The sequence below is a fragment of the Companilactobacillus nodensis DSM 19682 = JCM 14932 = NBRC 107160 genome (assembly GCF_000615905.1).
In the GTDB taxonomy this organism is placed as follows: Bacteria; Bacillota; Bacilli; order Lactobacillales; family Lactobacillaceae; genus Companilactobacillus; species Companilactobacillus nodensis.
In genome coordinates this window covers 1-18,932 of record NZ_BAMN01000009.1, presented here as the reverse complement: position 1 = coordinate 18,932, position 18,932 = coordinate 1, and the positions used below count along the sequence as shown (strand labels likewise).

Annotated in this window: 25 protein-coding genes and 5 tRNA genes; all 30 read left to right on the top strand. The window is 37.1% G+C overall.

From position 1 onward, the window contains the following. Positions 1 to 305 precede the first annotated feature (305 nt). Positions 306 to 743, top strand: a complete 438-nt coding sequence (locus JCM14932_RS07800) for a hypothetical protein (protein ID WP_025024385.1) — start codon at positions 306 to 308, stop codon at positions 741 to 743. Continuing rightward, complete coding sequence (locus JCM14932_RS16555) at positions 743 to 916, top strand: hypothetical protein (protein WP_155832096.1); 174 nt, start codon at positions 743 to 745, stop codon at positions 914 to 916. The genes JCM14932_RS07800 and JCM14932_RS16555 overlap by 1 nt, the downstream gene beginning before the upstream one ends. Then, positions 916 to 1,389 (top strand): COG3415 family protein, encoded by a 474-nt coding sequence (locus tag JCM14932_RS07790; RefSeq protein ID WP_025024384.1) that lies wholly within the window; start codon positions 916 to 918, stop codon positions 1,387 to 1,389. The genes JCM14932_RS16555 and JCM14932_RS07790 overlap by 1 nt, the downstream gene beginning before the upstream one ends. Positions 1,390 to 1,415: 26 nt before the next feature. After that, positions 1,416 to 1,859 (top strand): hypothetical protein, encoded by a 444-nt coding sequence (locus JCM14932_RS07785; protein WP_025024383.1) that lies wholly within the window; start codon positions 1,416 to 1,418, stop codon positions 1,857 to 1,859. Next, on the top strand, positions 1,859 to 2,485 hold the full coding sequence (locus JCM14932_RS07780) for a hypothetical protein (protein ID WP_025024382.1): 627 nt from the start codon (positions 1,859 to 1,861) through the stop codon (positions 2,483 to 2,485). The genes JCM14932_RS07785 and JCM14932_RS07780 overlap by 1 nt, the downstream gene beginning before the upstream one ends. Further along, the gene (locus JCM14932_RS07775; RefSeq protein ID WP_025024381.1) at positions 2,485 to 2,853 is read left to right on the top strand and encodes a hypothetical protein; all 369 of its coding nucleotides are present in this window, start codon (positions 2,485 to 2,487) and stop codon (positions 2,851 to 2,853) included. Before JCM14932_RS07780 ends, JCM14932_RS07775 begins: the two co-directional genes overlap by 1 nt. Continuing rightward, positions 2,853 to 3,050, top strand: a complete 198-nt coding sequence (locus tag JCM14932_RS07770; protein ID WP_025024380.1) for a hypothetical protein — start codon at positions 2,853 to 2,855, stop codon at positions 3,048 to 3,050. The genes JCM14932_RS07775 and JCM14932_RS07770 overlap by 1 nt, the downstream gene beginning before the upstream one ends. Positions 3,051 to 3,254: 204 nt before the next feature. After that, complete coding sequence (locus JCM14932_RS07760; protein ID WP_051528094.1) at positions 3,255 to 3,689, top strand: DUF722 domain-containing protein; 435 nt, start codon at positions 3,255 to 3,257, stop codon at positions 3,687 to 3,689. A 345-nt stretch (positions 3,690 to 4,034) separates the two neighbouring features. Further along, a tRNA-Thr gene (locus JCM14932_RS07755) sits at positions 4,035 to 4,107 on the top strand. Positions 4,108 to 4,237: 130 nt separating this feature from the next. Next, positions 4,238 to 4,301: transfer RNA gene (locus tag JCM14932_RS16550), tRNA-OTHER, on the top strand. Between the two features lie 50 nt (positions 4,302 to 4,351). After that, positions 4,352 to 4,434 (top strand) — tRNA-Tyr (locus JCM14932_RS16545). Between the two features lie 130 nt (positions 4,435 to 4,564). After that, positions 4,565 to 4,637 (top strand) — tRNA-Gln (locus JCM14932_RS07750). 53 nt (positions 4,638 to 4,690) lie between these two features. Next, positions 4,691 to 4,778, top strand: a tRNA-Trp gene (locus tag JCM14932_RS16540). Positions 4,779 to 4,938: 160 nt separating this feature from the next. Further along, positions 4,939 to 5,217, top strand: coding sequence for a hypothetical protein (locus tag JCM14932_RS07745; RefSeq protein WP_025024377.1), 279 nt, complete (start codon positions 4,939 to 4,941; stop codon positions 5,215 to 5,217). Further along, positions 5,214 to 5,543 (top strand): HNH endonuclease, encoded by a 330-nt coding sequence (locus JCM14932_RS07740; RefSeq protein WP_051528093.1) that lies wholly within the window; start codon positions 5,214 to 5,216, stop codon positions 5,541 to 5,543. The genes JCM14932_RS07745 and JCM14932_RS07740 overlap by 4 nt, the downstream gene beginning before the upstream one ends. Positions 5,544 to 5,655: 112 nt before the next feature. After that, positions 5,656 to 5,982 carry a P27 family phage terminase small subunit gene (locus JCM14932_RS14990; RefSeq protein ID WP_034542865.1) on the top strand — a complete coding sequence of 109 codons (327 nt, stop codon included), beginning with the start codon at positions 5,656 to 5,658 and terminating at the stop codon, positions 5,980 to 5,982. Beyond that, on the top strand, positions 5,954 to 7,609 hold the full coding sequence (locus JCM14932_RS07730) for a terminase TerL endonuclease subunit (RefSeq protein ID WP_081776126.1): 1,656 nt from the start codon (positions 5,954 to 5,956) through the stop codon (positions 7,607 to 7,609). The genes JCM14932_RS14990 and JCM14932_RS07730 overlap by 29 nt, the downstream gene beginning before the upstream one ends. A 36-nt stretch (positions 7,610 to 7,645) precedes the next feature. Beyond that, positions 7,646 to 8,959 carry a phage portal protein gene (locus JCM14932_RS07725; protein ID WP_025024374.1) on the top strand — a complete coding sequence of 438 codons (1,314 nt, stop codon included), beginning with the start codon at positions 7,646 to 7,648 and terminating at the stop codon, positions 8,957 to 8,959. Next, positions 8,913 to 9,671, top strand: coding sequence for a head maturation protease, ClpP-related (locus JCM14932_RS07720; RefSeq protein ID WP_025024373.1), 759 nt, complete (start codon positions 8,913 to 8,915; stop codon positions 9,669 to 9,671). Before JCM14932_RS07725 ends, JCM14932_RS07720 begins: the two co-directional genes overlap by 47 nt. 18 nt (positions 9,672 to 9,689) lie before the next feature. Beyond that, positions 9,690 to 10,901, top strand: coding sequence for a phage major capsid protein (locus JCM14932_RS14985; RefSeq protein ID WP_034542861.1), 1,212 nt, complete (start codon positions 9,690 to 9,692; stop codon positions 10,899 to 10,901). A gap of 32 nt (positions 10,902 to 10,933) precedes the next feature. Beyond that, positions 10,934 to 11,065, top strand: coding sequence for a hypothetical protein (locus JCM14932_RS17435; RefSeq protein WP_268870365.1), 132 nt, complete (start codon positions 10,934 to 10,936; stop codon positions 11,063 to 11,065). 13 nt (positions 11,066 to 11,078) lie between these two features. After that, a complete protein-coding gene (locus JCM14932_RS07705; protein WP_025024372.1) occupies positions 11,079 to 11,393 on the top strand; it encodes a hypothetical protein in 315 nt (104 codons plus the stop codon). Further along, on the top strand, positions 11,377 to 11,727 hold the full coding sequence (locus JCM14932_RS07700) for a hypothetical protein (protein WP_025024371.1): 351 nt from the start codon (positions 11,377 to 11,379) through the stop codon (positions 11,725 to 11,727). The genes JCM14932_RS07705 and JCM14932_RS07700 overlap by 17 nt, the downstream gene beginning before the upstream one ends. Further along, positions 11,714 to 12,082 (top strand): hypothetical protein, encoded by a 369-nt coding sequence (locus tag JCM14932_RS07695; RefSeq protein WP_025024370.1) that lies wholly within the window; start codon positions 11,714 to 11,716, stop codon positions 12,080 to 12,082. Before JCM14932_RS07700 ends, JCM14932_RS07695 begins: the two co-directional genes overlap by 14 nt. A gap of 2 nt (positions 12,083 to 12,084) precedes the next feature. Next, positions 12,085 to 12,492 carry a hypothetical protein gene (locus tag JCM14932_RS07690; protein WP_025024369.1) on the top strand — a complete coding sequence of 136 codons (408 nt, stop codon included), beginning with the start codon at positions 12,085 to 12,087 and terminating at the stop codon, positions 12,490 to 12,492. 15 nt (positions 12,493 to 12,507) lie between these two features. Next, positions 12,508 to 13,113, top strand: coding sequence for a hypothetical protein (locus tag JCM14932_RS07685; protein WP_025024368.1), 606 nt, complete (start codon positions 12,508 to 12,510; stop codon positions 13,111 to 13,113). A 10-nt stretch (positions 13,114 to 13,123) separates the two neighbouring features. After that, positions 13,124 to 13,507 (top strand): hypothetical protein, encoded by a 384-nt coding sequence (locus JCM14932_RS07680; protein ID WP_025024367.1) that lies wholly within the window; start codon positions 13,124 to 13,126, stop codon positions 13,505 to 13,507. 282 nt (positions 13,508 to 13,789) lie between these two features. Further along, positions 13,790 to 17,062 (top strand): phage tail tape measure protein, encoded by a 3,273-nt coding sequence (locus JCM14932_RS15955; protein ID WP_025024366.1) that lies wholly within the window; start codon positions 13,790 to 13,792, stop codon positions 17,060 to 17,062. 4 nt (positions 17,063 to 17,066) lie between these two features. Beyond that, positions 17,067 to 17,759, top strand: coding sequence for a phage tail domain-containing protein (locus JCM14932_RS07670; RefSeq protein WP_025024365.1), 693 nt, complete (start codon positions 17,067 to 17,069; stop codon positions 17,757 to 17,759). Further along, a partial coding sequence (locus tag JCM14932_RS07665) for a phage tail spike protein (RefSeq protein WP_025024364.1) occupies positions 17,756 to 18,932 on the top strand: 1,177 nt, incomplete at its 3' end. The genes JCM14932_RS07670 and JCM14932_RS07665, both read left to right, overlap by 4 nt.

The following is an 18,932-nucleotide window of genomic DNA, read 5'->3' as shown; positions in this document are numbered from 1 at the left end:
TTGTAACCACGCAATCCCTTGTGGCAGAGGAGATACAGGAACAAGGTTACAGGGTTACAAGTAACCCTTTTTAAAAAAGAATATATATATAGGTATATGTATCTAGTAACGTTACTATATTAAAAAACTTTTGGTCAAAAAATGCTGTAACTTGTAACCTGCTACTCTGCCAAGGGATTGAGAGATTCTAAGTTGTACCCTGATAATGTAACCCTACCCTAAAATCAATAATTATCATGAATTAAACTAAAAAACACACAACCTGTCATATATACATCATGACATATAAATGAGGAGAACTAACTATGAGAACACTAACCGGATACTCTGAAGCGGAGATCAAAGAACTAATGGGAGCAAAAGAGAATACTAATATTTTCGATACGATCGGCAATATTGAAACAGTCGCGCCAATTTTAAGTATGCGTTTTGGTTCTAATGGCTCTGAATATAATGATGTCGCTGTTGTTCAAGACATTGCTGACTTCTTTGCTGGTGAAGCTGAGTTTGAAGAAAAGACTTATGTTTATAAGTTGATTGGTATTACCGATCAAAACACTTTTCCAATTTTCTTAGCAGGTACTTTGGATAAGCTATACCTGACTTCATGGTCAATCGATATTGAAAGTGCATGCCGAATGCCTGAATTTCAATTTACAAAACGTGAAGCTGAACAAGCACTCGAAAGTGGTTTTTCAAGATTAACACTGGATCAATTTGAAGCAATTGAGGTGAAAGAATAATGACATCTTTATCTCATAAATCTTGGCATGATCGAATTCTAAGTGCTGCTGAAAAGAACCATATCGAATTGAAAACTGCTCATGGTTCTAAAAAGTTACACGGTTTAGAAACAACTATAAGTTTTGCAATGGAGACTCCTGATCCAATTGGGTCACTGAGTGAGGTTAGATGATGACTGATATTGAAGTAACATCTGAAAATGCCAGTACTGTAGCAAGATATGTTTTGGATAACAAAATTCCTTTTGATGATCCTATCGTTAAAAAGTTGCATAGATGGTTCAAGTCAACAGCTCATGAATCTAATTTAAAGCAGGGCCGAAGTTGGAATATTAAATTGGCACAGAAGTTTTACGACAATGGAATGGATGTCAAAATGATTGCGGATAAAGTTGGTATTTCTTATTCGACAATTCAAGATGCTGTTTATAAAGGAAATATTAAAGGTGCTAAGCGGAAAAAGTTACTGGAGCAACAAAAACTGGAAGTTGATTCTGTTAGGTATGAATTGTATCGAACTGGTGTGGTTCTTAAAGTTGGAACGATCAATGAAATTGCTAATTACTTAGGATTTCAGAAAAAGACTGTTAATAATTACCTACGTCGATACTCTGCTGTCGGATACAACTTGAGGAAATGTGAATGAAAAAAATATGAATTGGAGAACTTACTATGACACGAATAATTGAGGATTGGTCAGAAGCAGCCATTAAAGAAATTAAGCATGCAGATGACATTGGAGAAACAGCTTGGACCTTGATTCCTCGAATCAATAGTCATTCAGGTGAATATAAGAACATTGGCCGAATGATATTGAATTGTGAAGATGAGAATACCATTGTGCAGGACATTTCAGATTACTTTTGCCGAGATGCTAAATTTGAGGAAGCCAAACCGGGTAGAAAAAGTATGTTTCTGGTTCTTCGAGATGATAACGAAGATCCTGATGATTATGGTTTTGAACCTGGAATTAACATTCCGGTAAAGCTATTTAGTAGATTGGAAAGTGCTCAACAATATGTTAAAAATCAGTTGATTGCACCTAACATTGGTGGATTTCCACAATATGTATTGCATATCTATGTTATTCAAGTCGGAGATTGGAGTGTTGATTAATGAAAGTTTTCGTTTATACTTCGGGAATTATGCTAACGTCTGTTCCATTAGAAGTTGAAAATCTAACACTTGATGATTTAATTCAAGCAACTAGTGATTACATGACAGCTTGGACAAAAAGAGTCGTTGATAATGAGACATCTTATTCACTGAAATTCATGAAGTTTGTTGAATACGAAAATCAGTTCAGATGTCTTGAAAGACGTACTCACGATCAAGCTCATGCCGGAAGAAAGTCGTTTGCCAATTCAAGAGAATTCAATTATTCATTGAATCGTACTTGGACACAGCCGCTTGCCTTGGTTGATGGCAAGATTAAAGTGCTTGGTACTTGGCACAAAGCATTCATGTATGAGCAACCAAGATATGCTGATAGTGACGGTAATGTAGTTCGTGCCTATCACTTTACTGATACGAAATTTGATCCTGTAATTGAAAAAGAATGTGGTATCACGCGAGTGGAAAAGAATGATGATTCGTTTGATTGCTACTTAGGGGATCAGTTGCTTTTAGGTGATGAGTTTATCGTTAGCAAAGATGGCACGAGGTTTTTCGCTTATTCACGAAAAGATATGCATGAAAAATATCCATATCGAGAATGGATGATGTCAGGAGGATTTGTTTAATGGGAGATCTAATTGCTTCAATTGCTGGGTTGATTGGGATATTCCTTATTATCGTAATCGTATCAATCCCTGTTAAGAATTCATCAAAGGGCGGTATTACTACTTCAAAGAGAACTGCTGAATGGCCTTTACCATTGCATTATAACTTTGATTATGGCATTAAAAGTGAAGGTTGCGATTATTGCAAGTCTGGTAAAGATTTATTATCGAATGTTCATACTTTGTACGATGAACCCGAATTATATGATCGAGGACAAATCGGTGCATCAGTTAATATTATGGATAAGAAGTTAATGCTTGATGATTGTGACTTTGGAACTTGTGTTACTAATATCAAGTTTTGTCCGAAATGCGGGAGGAAGTTGTGATGAGTAAAATAATTCCCAAAGCATACGTATGTGGAAAGATTACAGGTGATGGTAAAGTTCTTTCAACCGAGGGTCACATTTATCGTTTTAGAAAAAATTGTCAAAAATACTGTGATCGGTTGAATGCTGATGATCCAATGTTCGCATATCAGGTTTTGGTTTCCGATAATTGGCATTTGTGTGGTGAAGAAAAATGAATGGTTGGTTAAGCGTATTGGCGGGAGTACTCATTGCTGTATATCAAATATTGTTATTTACGGATTCTACAAATTAGCTTTGCTTATGAATGCAGGATTATTCATTCAATATTCAATTCTTGCAATTATGGTGGTATCAGACTTACTGATAGTTGCAATGGTAATCGATGACATCAAAGATGGACTTTAAATATCAAATAGGAAGTGATCACTATCAGACGTGGAACTAAGAAACGCATCGAAGAAATACTTCGGGATTATCCAAAGATGGCCAAACATATCGATGACAGAATGCAGGAATTAACTGTGCCATATCATTCTATTGATCAGAATGTTGGTGGTGGGAAGTCTAGTAAGATATCACGGCCACAAGAAACAATTAGCATTACGATTGATGAAGACAGAAGACTTCGAGCGATGGAGTCTGAGAAGAAAGCTATTGAGGCAACTGTTCTTGAGAGTGATGCTGATACTATCACTATGATTACGGAAGTGTACTTTAAAGAACATCCTGAATTCACAATAGATGGCTTGATTATCAATCATAAGATTAACTGCTCAAGAAATCCCGCTTATCAAAAGAAAGCTGACTTTTTCGTTCGATTGGCAAAGAGATTGAACATGTATGATCCCTATTAAATAAAGTACAAAGTGAGTACGCACGAAGGGCCTAATAATCTTATTATGATAGAGTAGATAATTTAATTATTTACCAGCTCTTTGAAATTAATAAGGATGGTGGATTATGAGAGATACTGAATGATAAACAAAAATATTGTTACAACATTTCATTCAATATCTTGGCATTGGTTCAGGTTCAACTCCTGATATCCACATTGCAGTCAATATGGCTGAAAACGGGTAGTTCTTCGAGTACATCTTGTTGGTGTTAATTTTCTTTTTTTTCCTTAATTGTTTTTATAGCTATTCTCAAGTAGACACGTAATCGCGTGATCAGGAGTAAATTCCTGATATAGCTATTTTGCTAACTTAGCACAATCGGTGGTGCATCTGTCTTGTAAACAGAAGGTCGTAAGTTCGATTCTTACAGTTAGCATCGACGTTAGGTGGCTGACGTTAATTAGTCCTGATATCAGACTATTGGTATCCAAGTCACAATTGGGTGGGATCATGTCACATAGGATAAATAAGAGTGATAGATAGCTTCTATCGGGAGTGTCATGGCAAGTGTGGTAGCTCAATGGTAGAGCAATACTAGTTGATATGCTGGTTCGATTCCAGCTCACACTATCAATTTATAGTGATATGCATACATACAGCAGGTTGATATCCTGCACATTGTCAGTGCGTCAAAGTGGGAGAGTTGAGCCAGACTGTAAATCTGGTGGCGATGCCTGAATAGGTTCGAATCCTATCACTGACATATCAACCGTGAAACTTAGCTCACTATTCGTACGTGAGTGGACATTGTGATGATGAGGGGACAGACGTGTTACCGCAAAGGTTGATAGTATTAGGTGGTGTGATAGTTCGAATCTATCTCAAACCATCATTGGATTGTAGCCAAGTTGGTAAGGCAACAGACTTTGACTCTGTTATGCACTGGTTCAAGTCCAGTCAATCCAATTGAATTAGCAGACGCGGCTCCGCGTTGTTTGAATTCATATAGTAACGTTACGGTGCTGATAGTTGCAACGGAAGAACAATGGTGTAGGCCAAAGATGCCAACGATCACTTAGTATGCAGGTTCGACTCCTGCTCGGCATTTTCCCCAATAATGGACACACACCAGACTGATAGCTTAATCGCTATTGGTCTTTTGTTTTGTATATGATTACTCAGATGGGAGGTTGGTATCTCGCAGGTTTCCTTTGCCTTGCTAAGTTGGTTCGATTCCAACATCTGAAATAGATAGGAGGTGATGCATATGAATAACATTCAGGAGAAACATATCAAAGAATATCTTGATAAGAATAAGATGAGCCTTGATGAGATACAACAGGCATTCCTTGATTCATTCACAATGAATCAGGTAAGCAATGAAGAAGCCGCAGCACTTATGGTATCTATCATGCGTAACATGATGCAGATGTCACACAACGCTGATCAACTCAATGAGTTAGGTATTGATCCACATAAGTTAAGTATTGATGATGTTACTCAGATGATGAGCATATGGTGCAAGGAGTATGCCAAGTCACTATGAACCTGATGACACCTGAGATACTGAAGCAGATAAGAACTGAGATCAAAGATGATTCATTGATTAAGTTCTATCATTCAAAGCAATGGCAATCAGTTAGACATGAACGACTTAGGTTAGATCATTACGAGTGTCAAGTATGCAAGACACAAGGTAAGCATACTCATTCGACTACTGTGCATCACATCGAACACGTGAGAGACAAGCCAATGCTTGCATTAGAATTAAAAAATACTGAAACAATATGCAGGATGCATCACAACATGGAACATCCTGAAAAATTACAAGAGTTCCACAAAGACAAATTTGAGAATCAAGAACGCTGGTAGTCAATCCCCCGGGTCGAACCAAACGGCCAATCCCTTAGGGAACCAAGCAACGGGGAAGGATGCAGACTTAACACGCAGATTGATTCTCACATGAAGGGAGGTTTATTCAAAAATGGCTCAGAAGACTATTACAACAGTTCCTAAATTGAGGGACTCACTTATTTCTCAATTGAAGTCAATGAACTCTGATTCAGCCACATTCTTGGACTTGGTTGAAGATTACATTAGTTTTTACAAAATTAAGAATGAATTAATTGCAGATATTCACGATCGTGGCGTTTCAATCGAATGGGCTAATTCAGCTACTCAAAAAGGACGAAAAAAGAATGACTCAGTATCTGAATTAGTAAAAGTGAATGCTCAGATGTTGAAAATCCTACAGCAATTACACATTGAGACGTTAGAGGGGGATGATGACAGCGACGATGACTTCGATTAAATATCATCCTGCAATTGATAACTATATGAATGATGTTTTGTCAGGGAAAATCATTGCCTGCAAAGAACAAATTGATTTAATGCACTTCTTACAAAAGCGATTGTCTGATCCACATGCTGTAATTAGAGGAGATTTAATTGATAAAGCTCTGAATAATATTGATAAGCACTTCGATTGGAAGTTACTTCCTTGGGAAAAGTTTATCTTGGCATTCGTTCATGGTGCTTATTACGACGATGGCAGCTTGATGTTTGATGAATTCCTAGTTCTTCTTGGCCGTGGTGATGGGAAGACAGGATTCATGTCCGCTGAAGAATGGTTATTAATGTCTGTTCAAGGCGTTAAAAATTATGATATTGATGTTGTTGCAACGTCTGAAGAACAGGCGACTACTTCATTTAATGAGATTCATGACCTATTGAGTGCCGATGAACGACGATACAAAAAGAGCTTTCAATGGACTAAGAAGCTGATTAAATTTAAGAAAACTAATTCTAAATTGAAATACCGTACTAGTAACGCAAACACAAAAGATGGTGGGCGTCCTGGTGCGGTATTTTTTGATGAAATTCATGCTTATAAAGATGAAGATTCAATCAATGTTTTTACATCTGGACTTGGTAAGAAGCCTTATCCAAGACGATTCTACATGACAACTGATGGATATAACCGCGATGGTTTCTTGGATCAGTTAAAAGAAGAATCAAAGATGATTTTGAATGGCGAACGACCAAACAGAAGAACGTTCCCGTTTATCTGTAAATTGGATAGTCCTGACGAATGGTCAGACAAGCAGATGTGGGAGAAAGCTAATCCATCATTGATATATTTTCCAAACTTAAAGCATGAAATGGAATCAGAATTTGAAAAAGCTCAAGACAGAGATCAAGCACGGATTGAGTTCATGACCAAACGAATGAATATTCCTGCATCCAAAGCTCAATCGCCTGTTGCTAGTTGGGAAAATATCAAGGCTACTAATCAAGATGTTCCTGATTTAACAGGTAGACCTTGCGTCGTTGGAATTGATTATTCAGACACAATGGATTTTTGTGGTTTAGGATTACTGTTTAAAGTTGGAGAAAAGTATTACTGGAAGCATCATTCACTTATAAATTGCAAAGCATTGCAGGGAAGAAAATATAAAGTACCACTGGATGTTGCAAAAGAGCGTGGTTTGATAACCATTATCGATGATGAAACCAATCAACCAAAATATATTGTTGATTGGGTACTTGCACAAGCTAAGAAATATGATATCAAAGGTGTTGCTGCTGATACGTTCAGACGAACATATCTTGAAGATGAATTCACAAAGAATGGATTTCCTGAATTGTTGAAAGCGAGAACTGGTATCAAAACGCATACTGAACTTGAAAATAACATCGATGACTTGTTCGCATATCATAATTTAGTCTATGTTGGCGATGATTTGATGATGCGCTGGTACACAAATAATGTTTATAAGAACAGGGATATGCGTGGGAATATTGAATACTCAAAAATAGAACCTAAGTTGCGAAAGACTGACGGCTTTTTTGCGTTCTTAACGGCATATCAATTCAGGGAATTGGCTGATGTTCCTGTTGCAACATATCACAGTCGATTAAGAACAAGAACCTATTGAGATTTATAAAACTTATTAAAGAAAGGAGGTGCTAGATTGGGAATATTTAACTTTTTTAAATCTGATCCGGTGCGAGTTAGTGAAGATGAACAGGCATTGGCGTTAAGAAAGAAGCAATATGAACTATTCGATCGTTACATTAATCGAACTAATACAAAAACGGCGTTCAAGTTATATGCCATTCAACTTTGTATCAACCGAATTTCAAATGCCTTAGTTAAGTGTGATTTTCAAACATTGACCTCAGGTAAAAGAGAAAAGGGAGATATCTGGTATCAGTTGAATGTTGAACCGAATGAGAATCAGAATGCTGCTGACTTTTGGAATAAGGTTATCTATCAAATGGTTATGAACGAAGATGGAGCGTTGGTGATTCAATCAAGGGTCACAGGGGAATTGCTAGTCGCTGATTCATATTCGGTTAAGGAGTTTGCATTCAAACCGAATGTTTATTCAAACGTTGATATTAGCAATTACATGATGCAAACGAGCTTTTTAGAAGATGAAGTTTGGCATTTGAAATTGAATAACTCACGAGTAAAAACCTTATTTGACAACTTGTTTGTGGAGTATGGCACATTACTTTCTGGAGCAATTCGAAATTATAATCGAAGTAATGCAATTAAATATGCTCTGAATATTGAAACTCAATTTGAACAGTTGAAGAACAAGCCGTTAGTTGATGCCGATGGTAATCCAATCCTAAAAGATGGAATTCAGCAAACAGAGTATGACTATGCGATTGATGACATGTTCGAAAATCGTTTGAAAGGTGTATTTAGTGATAATGATTCTGTAACACCACTTGAAGACGGCCTTGATTTAGTCGATTTGAATGCAACTGGTAATAGTAAGAGTTCTGGATCAGCGGCCAATAAGACAACTCGTGACATATCAGCAATGGTTGATGACATTATTAATCTTTGTGCTGATGCATTTATGATTCCTAGAGGTCTGTTAAAAGGTGACACCGCTGATATTGATGGAATGACTGACAATTTTATTTCATTTTGCATTAATCCAATTGCTGAGCAGATTGAAGATGAGATCAATCGAAAGATGTATGGCAAAAGGAATGTTGCTAAAAGTACTTATTGCAAGATTCGAACTGACAAGATTCGTAATTATGACCTCACTAAAATCGCTAGTTCTGCTGAACTTATCAGTCGTATCGGTGTTTGGTCAGTTAACGACATCTTGGATTTTATGGATTACGAACCAATCGCTGAAGACTGGGCGAACCAACATATTATTAGCAAGAATTACAGTCTTGTAGAACAAGAACTGGAGGGAGGTGAGAATAGTGAAGAAAATCAAAACAATAATGAACGTAGTAAATCCGACAAATGATGAACCAGGACGAATTGATTTATATGGAACGGTTGGTGTTGATCCATGGTCTGGTGATGAGCAATCTATCACTGCCAAAGGTGTTAAGAAAGCTATAGAGCAGATTGATGGTGATTCTGTTGACGTTCATATCAATTCTTATGGTGGTATTGCTTTTGAAGGAATCGGAATTTATAACGTTTTAAAAGAATCAGATAAAACAGTGAATGTTTATATTGATGCAATCGCCGCAAGTGCCGCCTCATTGATCGCAATGGCTGGTGACACTATTTTTATGCCAAAAAATGCACAGTTGATGGTTCATCATGCATCAACATTGGAATATGGCAATGCCAATGACTTTGAAAAAGTAATTCAATCACTGAATGCAATGGATAAGTCGATGATTTTAACTTATGAATCAAGATTCAAAGGTACTGAAGCTGAATTGCGTGAATTGCTTGATGCTGAAACGTTCTTAACATCTGACGAAGCACTTGCTTTTGGATTCGTAGATAAGATTGTTGATTACGATTCTGATGAAGATGATTCAGATGAGTCAAACGCTGATATCAAGAATAGATTATTCAGTAAATATTCAAAAGAACCAATTGCTGCTGAAGCTAAGGAAGACACCTCAACTTCAGAAGATAGCTCAAAAGAAGCTGTGATCGATTTAGATATTAAAGAACCACAAGAAAGTTTTGCAGAAAAACTTATTAATTTAATTTAGAAAGAGGGAATCATAAATATGATTAATTCAGATTTAAACACAAAAGAATTAGATACAGCACGTGCTCAAATGTTTGCGGCAATGCGTGATGGTTCAAAAGAAGAACAAGATAATGCATTCGCAGAATTCGCAACATCATTACAAACTTCAATTACAGATAATGCCAAGGAAGAATTAGATACAATTGGCGCAGAAATTACAGATGAAAAGGTTCTTGAATCGCGTGGCATTACAAAACCATTAACTTCATCTGAACGTAAATTCTTTGCGGAAGCAGCACAAAAACAATCATTTGAAAATCTTGATGAAGTATTGCCTGAAACAGTTATTACAGATGTACTTTCAAGAATTCAAGAAGAACATCCATTACTATCAGAGATTGATACACAACCTGTTACAGCATTGATGAAACTTGTATATGCTGATCCAACTAAGAAGACCGCATTCTGGGATAAGGTGCCATCAGATATCAAACAAATTCTTGAAGATGGATTCAAGGTATTGTCACTAGAATCAAGCAAACTTTCAGGATTCATGGCAGTTCCAAAAGGTTTCTTCCAACTTGGACCATCAGTGTTATCACAATATGTAATTACATTTTTGGAAGAAACAATGAGTGCAACACTTGAAACCGCCGTTGTAGCCGGTACTGGTAAGTTACAACCAATCGGTATGATCAAGAAATTGAGTGGTTCTGTCGATGGTGTATATCCTGACAAAGACACAATTGCATTGAAAGATTTGAAACCAATTTCACTTGCAGGAATTCATGCAGCATTAACAAAGGCTAAGACAGCCAACGGTCAAATTTGTGCAATTATGAATCCTATGACATATTGGTCAAAGATTTTCCCACAATTAGCAGTTCAAGACGCTAATAATAACTGGCATTTAATTGCTATGCCAACAGGCGATACAATCGTTCAATCATATGCCGTTCCCGAAGACAAGATTATCTTTGGTGTTCCAAAGAACTATGTGCTTGGTGTTTCAGGCAATGTCGAATTGAAGAGCTACGATCAAACACTTGCCATTGAAGATATGGACTTGTTCATTGCTAAATTCTTCGGTATGGGTGTTGCTAAGAACGAAAATGCATTCTTCGTTGCAGATGTATCAACAATGGAAGCAGCCGTTATTCCTGAACTTGAAAAGGAAGCCGATGTTCAACGTGTTGGTAAAATTGGCGATGTTGAAGATGCAAAAGCTACTGACGACGCGTCAAAATAGATACGCCGTCTGAAAATGATGGCGAATTTGATGTGAGTGGAGATGCTAAACCAACAGATTCGCAAACTGTCGCTGAAATCACTGATTGGTTGGATGCTCATTCAATCGATCATACTGGCAAAACAGTCAAAGCTGACTTGCTTGCCTTAGTACCTACTGAATAAAAGGAGGTTACTAATGGAATATACAGTTACAACTGAATTACTTGATGATTTGAAATCAGAATTACAAATTACTTTTAGTGAACGTGATAAATCGCTGGAAAAATCTTTAAGACGTGGCATGGCATTTATTACCAGCCGTGTTGGAGATGTTGAATTTAATGGAGATTCAGAAGTTTCATTGTTAGCTAATGACTTGCTTATTAATTACTGTCGTTATGACTGGGATGGATATAGGCAAGTTTTTGCAGGTGACTACAAATCTGATATTTTAAATCTTCAAGTAGTGAATGGAATTGCTAGGAGGAATCATGATGAAGCGAAAACTTAGCAATTTTAATGATGGAGTTTTACATTATGGCACCATCAAAACAAAAAGAAACGCATTAAAAGAGAAAGTCGGACTTGAGTTTGTAGAGTCTGGGTTTCTTTTTTTTGACTTCAAACAGATTCGTCAAGAAGACACAGAAATCTATGACATTGGAAAAGACCAAACATCTAATTTAAAAGTTCAAACATATTACATTGATGGAATTGATAAGAATATTCAGAAAGTCGTTTATAAGAATGACTATTACGAAGTCAAAAATATTGATCCATCGAACGACAGAAAAACGATGTTTTGGTATTTGACGAAGAAAGGATCACTTAATGAAATTCAATGACACTTTGAATTTGGATAAATTCATCGAGATTATGAATGCTCAGCAATATCCGTGGTTCGGTACTAATGCTGAAAAGGATGAAATTGTTGATAACAAGTCGTTCTTCATCTATTCAAAAGAAGGAAGAATCGAAAAGGGTACTGATAGTCACAATCAGTATCTTCAGGAATTCACGCTTGCATTCATTACCAGAGAAAATGCTCAAGTCAACGTTTTGCAATTGAGTGATCAACTCACGAAAGCACGCTTGATATTTAGAAACTCAGATTCAGAAGAAGGCAAGTTTGCTGAAACTGATGAGGATACAAAAATGACAACAATGACATTCGTTCATGTCATAAAGGCGTGTGAATAGTCATGGCTGAGTACTTCTTAGATTTATCTAAATCAAAACAAATCGAAACAGAAATGGCAAAGGTTCCAGAACGTTCTGAAGAAGCCGTCAATAATGTCCTACGAACAGTAGGAGTTAAAGAAGCAATTCAGGATATTATCAAATTCATTCCTGTTTCGGATAGAAATAAAAAGCATGCTAAGAGTTCAAATCCGTTGAAGTCAACGATGCAGAACCTTGGTTTTAAAATAACTCCAAAAGGTGGCGCTACTGGCAAGAATGGTTTTGGGTATCTTGTATTTCCTAATGATGGACTTGGCAAGAATAATCCAATTGCTCAGAAGTTCTTTGAAACTGGTGGCGATGTCGCATCAAACTTTATTTTCGATGCTGTCATGAAGGCACTTGGAGAAGCGATGGAACTTAAATAATAGGAGGTCATTTAAATGGCTGGTGAAAAATTTACAACATTTGATGAATATAAAGTTACAAATGCATCGATTCAATGGTGGGATGAAGGGAAGTTCGTTACACCCGCTGTGAAATTAGGATGTACTGGAAAACTTGAGCTTGAAACAGAACTCAAGACTGTAATTAAAAAGTGTGAGGGTGACGAAGTTGAACACAAGGATATCCCTACACGAATTAATGGAACTTGGACAGGGCATTTCCCTGTAGAAAATCTTCGTAAAGTTTGGGGTTTGACTAACAAAGGGCTTCAAAAAGGTATTTATGCCTATGGTACTGATTCACGTCAAGGTAAAGGGATTTTAACATTCGAAGTTCTTGATCTTGACGAAGAACAACACATGCTACGTGCATTCCCTAACATGCAATTTTCAGATGGACTGAAGTGGGAACTTGAAAATGGTGGCGAAGAGATTGCTGAAATCGAACAATCATTCATTGCCATGAAAGATTCAAATAGCAAGTTCTATTACGAAGCATTGACTACAGGTAGCGATGCAATTGATACCGCATTGGCTGATAAGTGGTTAACAGCATTCACACCTGAATTAGTAGTAGCAGGCGCTGTCGATGAGGGAGTTTAGGAGGAAAATAATGACTGACAAAATTACATTGAATGATGGCACGGAAGTTTCTATCAAACCAAGAATCACATTGAAGACACTTCGCGACTTTCAAGCAAAAGATGAATTGCCTAAATCATTACTTCAGGCATTCGTTGGTGCTGAGGACAAACCTGAGATTATGGAACCTTATTTGATGAATGCTGCATGGCTGGCATATATCAATGCTAATAAGGATGATCACATGACTAAGGATGAATTTGAATCAAAGATTGATTTAGATTTTGAATTACTTGGCGACATTCTTGCACAGATGGTTGGAGGAACTGCAAAAGCTGATGCTAAGTTGGCTCAAAGTTTTAAACGAGCAACAAAAAAATCAAAAGGCAAGACAAAAAGAAACAACCAAAAATAATCATCCAAGACGTAGAAGACTTGTACAGCTTCTACGTTTTTTTTGTAGGTTTAGATCCAAGTTTTGCCGAAGATTGGACAGTGGATCAACTAAACAAATTGTTCATTAACAAAGTTGCAATTGAAAGCTTCATGAATTCATAAGAAAGGAGGTCATCTAAGGGCAAATAAAGAGATTCAACTTGAATATAAATTAATTAATTCTCAATTTAAGTCAGCACTTCGTGAGAATGGTAATGCTATCACAACTCTGAACAAGCAGTTCGCAGTACAAAAAGAGCAGATGAGAAACACTTCATCTGAATCACAAAAGTTGGAAGCACAACTTACTAAGTTAAATTCTCAGTATGAATTGGCTAGAAGTAAAACTCAGATCACTGCTGAAGCATTGAACAAAGTTAAGCAGGCAACAGGAGAGAATTCAGAAGAAACTCGTGTTTGGACTAACAAACTTTTAAGTGCACAAAAGCAGGAAGAATCACTCAAAAATCAAATTGAGGGTACAAACACAAAATTAAAAGCTGCTACTCAAGCTGAAAGTGAAGCTGCTAAAGCCTCTGAAAAACGTCAAGCCGCATTGAAGACTTTAGGTACTGAGCAGAAATCGCTTGAAACTAGTTCTGAGAATTTAAGAAAAGAGTATGACTTACAGGTCGCTAGTCTTGGTAAGAATGCAACCGCATCTGAAAAAGCTAAGTTAGCAAAACAATACTTTGCTAAGCAAGAGCAGGCCACTGCTGAACAGGTCAAGAATTTAGATAAGCAATTATCACTTGCTAAGCAAGAATATGGTGAGAATTCTCAGGAAGTTCAGGAATTAAATGGCAAGTTGCTTGATGCAAAAAAAGCACATCAGGAGTTCGCCAATTCTTTAGCTCAATCAAATGACAAGTTACAGAATTTTGGTAATTCAATGAAGTCGTTTGGTGGAAAGTTAACTTCAATCGGTAAGGGAATGACAATGGGAGTTACTGCTCCAATCGTTGCCGGTGTTGCCGCATCCGTTAAAGCTGCTAGTGATTTTGATTCAGCATTTACAGGTGTTAAGAAGACCGTTGATGAAGTTAAAGACTCAAACGGTAAAGTTAAGATTTCATATGCTGATCTGGAAAAAAGTATCAGGAGTATGGCAAAGACTATTCCTGCTACTACTACAGAAATATCTCATGTTGCTGAAGCCGCTGGTCAATTAGGAATCAAGACACAGAATGTTATGTCGTTTACCAAAACCATGATCGAGATGGGTGAAGCGACAAACATGTCATCTGAAGATGCTGCTACAGCACTTGCCAAGTTGGCCAACATTACAGGGATGCCACAAAAGAACTTCGATCGGTTGGGTTCTTCAATCGTTAATCTTGGTAATAATATGGCTACTACTGAATCAGATATCGTTGAGATGTCGCTTCGTTTAGCAGGTACTGGTCATCAGGTCGGATTAACAGAATCACAAATTACAGGTTTGGCTGCTGCTATGAGTTCCGTTGGTATTAACGCCGAAGCTGGTGGTGGTGCCATGTCACGTGTAATGCAAAAGATGAACACTGCTGTATCTGGTGGTGGGGATGCCTTGGACAAGTTCGCGAAGATCTCAGGAATGAGTTCTGAGAAATTTAAGAAGCAATGGCAAACTGATGCATCTGGTGCAATTGTTAAGTTCGTTGAAGGACTTGGCAAAGCTAAGAAGTCTGGTAAAGACGTTACAGGTGTTCTTAAAGACATGGGAATTAACTCAACTCAAGAGATTGATACGTTACTTCGTCTGTCAGGATCGAGTGGAACGTTGTCGAAGGCGTTGGACATTTCAGCTGAAGGCTGGAAGAAGAATACAGCCTTAACGAATGAAGCACAAAAGAGACATGAAACTTTTGCATCAAAACTTCAAATTCTAAAGAACAAGGTTACTGACTTGGGCATTGAATTTGGTGGTCCTTTAATGGACGCACTTAGCAGTGTTCTTGATGCTTTGAAACCTGTTCTGAAAGTAGTAGCTGATTTAGCTAACAAATTCAAGAATGCAAGTAAGCCAACTCAAGATTTTGTTCTAGCACTAATTGCAATTGCCGCAGCCATTGGACCCGTTCTTGCAGTATTAGGAACTATTGCATCTGTTATTGGAACCATAGCCTTAGCGTTTGGAGCAGTAGTTGCAGGAGTAGTTGCAATTGGAGTAGTCATTGCGGCAGCCGTTGCTGTAATTGTTGCATATGTGGTTACTCACTGGGATCAGATCAAAGAATCTACCGAGAATATCTGGAATGGTATTGTCGATTTTCTAAGTAATATATGGCAAGGAATTGTTGATACAGCTTCAGGAATTTGGCAAGGGTTGGTGGACTTCTTTAGCAATCTTTGGAATAGCATTTCTACAACTGTAATGGCCGTCTGGCAACCAATTGCTGATTTTCTAACCAATCTTTGGACGAACATAGTGAATATTGCATCAACTGTTTGGGGAACATTGGTTGATGTCTTTACCTTGATATTCATGACTATTCAATCCGTCATCGAGGGAGTTTGGACATTTATCACTTCATGGTTGACCTTTGCATGGCAAGCTATCGTTGCATTGACACAACCAATCTGGCAGCCAATTGCAGACTTCTTTGTAAGTTTGTGGAATGGAATTTCCAGTGTTGCACAAAGTGTTTGGGGCGCAATTAGTTCATTCCTGAGTTCCGTTTGGAATGGCATTAAGAGTGTTGCAACAACAGTGTTTAATGCACTATCTGCATTCTTCAGCACAATCTGGAATGCAATTAAAACAGTGACTTCGAATGTTTGGAATGCTATTAAATCAGTAGTTACGAATGTTTGGAATGGAATCAAGTCAACTGCCACCAGTGTATTTAATGGTGTTAAATCTGTAATCACAAACGCATGGAATGGAATCAAGTCAGTTACAAGTTCTGTTTGGAACGGAATTAAATCTGTGATCACTAATGTTTGGAATGGAATTAAATCGGTAACGAGTTCAGTGGTAAATGCTGTTAAATCAGTAGTTACTAATGGATGGAATGGAATCAAGTCGGTTACTACTTCAGTTTGGAATGGAATCAAGTCAGCAATGACTACACCAGTTGAAGCAGCCAAAAGTAAAATCTCTGGAATTGTTGATGCAATCAAAGGATTTTTCTCAGGGATGCATTTGAGTATTCCAAAAATTCATTTACCTGCAATGCCTTACTTTAGTATTTCAGGTAGTTTTGATTTGAAGAAGAAGACAGTTCCTCACTTATCAGTTAAATGGCATGCAAAAGGTGGAATCATGACGCAACCAACCATGTTTGGAATGAACAATGGTGTTGCTCAAGTCGGTGGAGAAGCTGGTCGTGAAGCTATCTTGCCATTAAATGAAAAGAACCTTGCTGCTATCGGTAATCAAATTGCCGCTGCTACTACTGAACGAGTTGAGAATAGTAATACTACATATTTGAACTTAAATATGACAAATAATATTGCTAGTCCTGCCGATTCAGATTACATGATCGATAAGTTGGATAGATATCTTGGAAATATTGGAATTAAGAAAAACTTTGGAATAAGGGGAGTGTGATTAAATGGCATGTTCAACGATTGTGATCGATGGAATTGAAGACAAAGATATGTTGGTATCTGTCGCAACACGGCCAAAGATTTCATCTCCTGAATATGATTTTGAATCAACTTATATTGATGGTAGGGATGGCAGTGTTAATAGACTTCAATATATTAAAGATGTTGAACAGACTATTGAGTTCAATATTTTGGAAGACTTCAATATCAAAAGTCAATTAAGATTCGTAAAAGCATGGCTGTTCAATGCTAAGAAGTATTACTTCAAAGATGACTTTGTGTATCGTAAAGTTAAGCGAGTTGAGATTGATGATATTGAGAATGACATCGCTGAGTACGGCAAGTTTGATGTGAAATTTTACTGTGATCCATTCGAATACATCGTTGCCGATCAGACTATCAAAGTAACTGATTCAGAAATGATAATTAATAAAGGAACGTACAAGTCACTTCCTAGAATTAAGATTCTGGGAAAAGGTAAAGGAACCATCACAGTTAATGACACTGTGGTCGCATTAGATCTTCCAGAAGAGAACATCATCATTGATTCAGACGTTCAGGAAATTTACAAGGATGATACGAATTATGGATTATCCATGACAGGGGAATTTCCTGAATTAAAACCAAAAGATAATTTGATTCTAGTAAACGGAGATTTTGACACAATTGAAATTCAGATGAGGGAGAGATACCTATGATCAAACTTTTTCCTCAAGATGCTACTGAAGAACAATTAAAAACAAACGGTGTCGCGATTCTTGATAATGCGATTACTGAGAACTCGGTTCAGGAAGTTAAGAATGGATTATTCACTTTCGATTTTGAATACTTGTCTTCAGGAAAGTATTCAAAGTTAATCGAAGGCAATATGATCGTCGTTGTACCAACACCTCACGGTAATCAACCATTCAGAATTTACGATATTGTCGAACATATCGGGTACTTAGAAGTGCAATGTAATCACTTGTTCTATGATTTAGCTGATAACTTCATCGAAGACACTAACCTAGTCAACCTCACAGGCACGGCAGTTATGAATAAATTGAACTCAACAATGCAATACCCAAGTAAGTTCAGATTCAGTTCTGATATTGGAAAAGTTGCCAACGCAAGAATTGTTCGAATGAATCCTGTTGAGATGTTGCTTGATACAGGCAAAGACAATTCATTCATCAGTCGTTGGGGTGGCGAGATCATTCGTGATGGCTATGATGTTAAGTTTCTGAAAGATTCAGGTATTGATAATGGATACAAAATCAAACATGGTAAGAATTTAACAGGATATGACTATGATATTGATTATCAACAAATCGTTACAAGAATTATGCCATATGGATTTGATGGTTTGATGATTCCTGAAAAGTATGTTGATTCTCCAAATATCAATGATTATTCTCACATCAAAATTAAAAAAGTTGAGTACAAAGATGTTAAAGCCATCTCTGAAAACTCAACTGTTGATCAAGACGATGCATTACCACTTGAAGATGCGTATGCAGAATTAAGACGGTTAGCTAAAGAGGACTTCGAAGTTAACAACTTTGATAAACCTCAAATTAATATCAAGATTAAGTTCAAGCATCTTGGTGATACGAAAGAATATGAACAGTTCAAAAAACTTCAGCATATTGGTATTTGGGATAAAGTACATGTTCAATTACCAAACGTTGAAGTTGTAAGTAAGATATTGAGTTACAAATTTGATGCTATTTCTAAGAAATACACTGAAGTAGTTCTGGGAACTGAAACTAAGAAGTCAATCATTCAGCAAGGTAATGATACAAGTTCAAAAGTCGATCAAGTTGGCAACAAGGTCGACGATGTCTCAAAAGACGTTGAAGAAACCAAAACTGAGACTGCCAATGGCACTA